At 44.0% G+C, this 2540-nt stretch carries 7 protein-coding genes; all 7 read right to left on the bottom strand.

Going from position 1 to position 2540, the window contains the following annotated elements; translation table 11 throughout:
* Positions 1-168 precede the first annotated feature (168 nt).
* A complete protein-coding gene (locus V757_RS28355; RefSeq protein ID WP_147628840.1) occupies positions 169-405 on the bottom strand; it encodes a hypothetical protein in 237 nt (78 codons plus the stop codon).
* A gap of 214 nt (positions 406-619) precedes the next feature.
* Complete coding sequence (locus V757_RS18325; RefSeq protein ID WP_023949895.1) at positions 620-823, bottom strand: hypothetical protein; 204 nt, start codon at positions 821-823, stop codon at positions 620-622.
* Positions 820-1047 (bottom strand): HNH endonuclease signature motif containing protein, encoded by a 228-nt coding sequence (locus V757_RS18320; protein WP_023949893.1) that lies wholly within the window; start codon positions 1045-1047, stop codon positions 820-822. The genes V757_RS18325 and V757_RS18320 overlap by 4 nt, the downstream gene beginning before the upstream one ends.
* Positions 1040-1261 (bottom strand): helix-turn-helix transcriptional regulator, encoded by a 222-nt coding sequence (locus V757_RS18315; RefSeq protein WP_023949891.1) that lies wholly within the window; start codon positions 1259-1261, stop codon positions 1040-1042. Before V757_RS18315 ends, V757_RS18320 begins: the two co-directional genes overlap by 8 nt.
* Before the next feature lie 104 nt (positions 1262-1365).
* Entirely contained in the window at positions 1366-1758 is a 393-nt protein-coding gene (locus tag V757_RS18310; protein WP_023949889.1) for a hypothetical protein, read from the bottom strand.
* A complete protein-coding gene (locus tag V757_RS18305; protein ID WP_023949887.1) occupies positions 1751-2095 on the bottom strand; it encodes an MreC domain-containing protein in 345 nt (114 codons plus the stop codon). The genes V757_RS18310 and V757_RS18305 overlap by 8 nt, the downstream gene beginning before the upstream one ends.
* A gap of 57 nt (positions 2096-2152) precedes the next feature.
* The coding region (locus V757_RS18300; RefSeq protein ID WP_218184480.1) for a hypothetical protein at positions 2153-2540 on the bottom strand (388 nt) is incomplete at its 5' end.

Raw genomic sequence — 2540 nt, 5'->3', positions numbered from 1 at the left:
TCAGCACCCAACAGGGTTGTCATCTATCTTAATGCCCATGCCAATCACCTCAAACTGAGGCGACTGGATATATTCTTGGGTGGTCATTTTTGATCAATGAGTAGTCTCTGTCGTAATAGGTCTCAAAATCTAATACGACAATTTTCGTATTGTTGATAGTGGTCATCTTTACGCTGCCTGTTGTTGTGAGGTTTCAATAATGACGTGCGTTAGCAGCTTCGTTAATCGGTAGGCTTCCGCCGTCGTTAGGTTTAGCCCTGTGGCACTGTTGTCACCTCTGACAATGGCGATGTCAATAAGGGCAGTATTACGAGCATTACGTTTAACTCGTATCATGTCGGGGTCTCTATCTGGCGACTTTGGTACGCCTAGCTGATGGCTAGCTGGCACGCTGTCGTATAACACAGGAAGTGCTGACTCCTCGCTTGCTAGTATCGCAAGCGTATCCTGTTCCGTAGCTAGGCTACTACGCAGGCCGACAGGTAACGAATACCAATTTGGTAGGGTAAACCCGTAGGCGTAAAAGAGGTCGCAAAGCGTCTCATAATGTTCCGTTGGATGGTCCATGTTAATCTCCATACATTGTGTCCATATCTATATAGATTATTTATTGTGTGATTTAAGATTGTAAATAAAGCGATAATGGATGGATAGCTAGATGCTTCCCATCAGTACTTCTAGAATACACAACAATATCATCTGCCCAAGTTGGCGTAATGCCTTGTATTAAGCGTATGATGGTTGGCATAATCGTTTGTGTCTGTCTTAATAAGTCATTAACACAGGTGGCATCAAACGTAAACTTTAGTTGCAGTGTTTTCATTTTCGTCCTCTATTCTTCGCTACGCTCAGCACTCGTAAATTAGACCTAGCATTAGTGCCACCCCGTGATAAGGGGCGTTTATGGTCGATATCTTTGCCCTCGATGGTATCTTCCCCAAGCTCTTTTGCCATCTTGCGTCTGGCCAGTACTCGTAGGCTTCGGTTGCGACGTTGCTCAGGCTTACTGTGGTACTCACGGTATTCTTTTTTATAGTCTCTAGGCATACTGTACTCGCTCTCTCGAAGCAATAAAGTTGTCTAGTGCTTGTTGCGTCCATCGCACATTGCGATGACCGAAGCGAAGCGGTGGCTCTAACTCACCTTTACGTACCCAATGGAGAATGGTGCTACGGGTTACCCCGAAGATTCTCTCTAAATCTTGGTATGAGTAATATATTGGTAAGGTACTATTAGTAGCGCCTTGTGTGGTTGTGTTCATTTGATGTCCTTTTTATGTGATATAAGATTAATTGTGATGTTAATGTGCACATTATACACACAAAAAAAGTTGCGTAGGTAAGTTACGCAACCTATGATTAAAAATTATTTTGCATGCCGTGCTTTTTTGACTGCCCTATTGATATGCAACGTGCACTTAGGGCACATCATAAAGTGGGAGTTCTCTATAGTGGTTTGTGTAGTGGCAAAGTGGTTGCCACAGGCACATAAGGCTTCCCATCTATGGGCGCCTAGATATTTCATCAGTGTGATGCCATCTATAGTAGCACCGACAACAAATTTAGTGCTCTTACGAATAGGTGCACGTCCCTTACAGGCAAGGCATGCTGTCGCTCTACCGTTTTTGAGGTAAGCTCCTCGCACATCTCGAGTGCCGCCACAAGTGCAACGACAACGCCAATGGTTTTGCCCTAAGTACGACTCGGCTGTAAGCTGCCCGAAGCGTTGACCTGTAAGGTCTTCGTGAGGTCTAGTCATCCTTATTGGCTAACTGTAATTGTAGTTCAACAAGGGCACGTCGCAACTGTTCATTCTCTTTGCGAAGCTCGTCTCGACTGCGCATATCTTCGATAATGCTAGTCTTAAATTTGTTACGCTCATTGAGAATACGTTGGATGGCTTGTTCAGCTTCATCTCTATAGAGAATGAGGTGATGGCCCTTAGAGTAGGGTACCATTGTAAGTAAACTAACGTTATACATATTGCCAATATGCTCAGCGGCGGCAGTGTCGATACGCAACCCTGATAATCGGTTAAACTCACTCAGGGTCATCCCCTCGATAAATGGGCGAGGCTCCCATTTTTTGTTCTCCATAGATATCTCCATACGTCGTAATGTTAAAGTATATACTAAACTATCAGTATTGTGTGATTATTGACTACTTGCGTCTACTAGCAGGGTGCCGTATTTGCCGTCCTCAACGATATTGAAGTCAACTATCTGCGTATTGATAAACGTATCCTCGCTAACGATACCATCATAAAAGTCAAGATAAAGCTTGTTATCTTCCCCTGCATGGAAATACATCCAACACTCGTTATTTTTCTCATAAAACATTCCCGATACCCCTATGGAACTGTCAGGGATACCTGCCATCGAAAAGAATATATTGTACATCGCTTGCCCAAGTGCCCCTAGGTAGGGGCTTTGTGTAGAGCAAGGGTAAATAACTTCAGGCAGTTCGGGAACGTCTCGTTGTTCCTCATAGCTCATACTGTGCCCTCCTTGTGTAGTAAATGGGTATCTAAAAAAGTGCTGA

This window comes from Pelistega indica (assembly GCF_000506865.1).
Lineage (GTDB): Bacteria > Pseudomonadota > Gammaproteobacteria > Burkholderiales > Burkholderiaceae_B > Taylorella > Taylorella indica.
The sequence above is the reverse complement of the archived record's forward strand: the minus strand, read 5'-3'. Positions and strand labels throughout refer to the sequence as shown.

Excerpts from the sequence above, each read along its gene's own strand:
- V757_RS18325 (WP_023949895.1), bottom strand. The coding sequence starts at position 823 with ATGAAAACACTGCAACTAAAGTTTACGTTTGATGCCACCTGTGTTAAT.
- V757_RS18320 (WP_023949893.1), bottom strand. The coding sequence starts at position 1,047 with ATGCCTAGAGACTATAAAAAAGAATACCGTGAGTACCACAGTAAGCCT.
- V757_RS18315 (WP_023949891.1), bottom strand. The coding sequence starts at position 1,261 with ATGAACACAACCACACAAGGCGCTACTAATAGTACCTTACCAATATAT.
- V757_RS18310 (WP_023949889.1), bottom strand. The coding sequence starts at position 1,758 with ATGACTAGACCTCACGAAGACCTTACAGGTCAACGCTTCGGGCAGCTT.
- V757_RS18305 (WP_023949887.1), bottom strand. The coding sequence starts at position 2,095 with ATGGAGAACAAAAAATGGGAGCCTCGCCCATTTATCGAGGGGATGACC.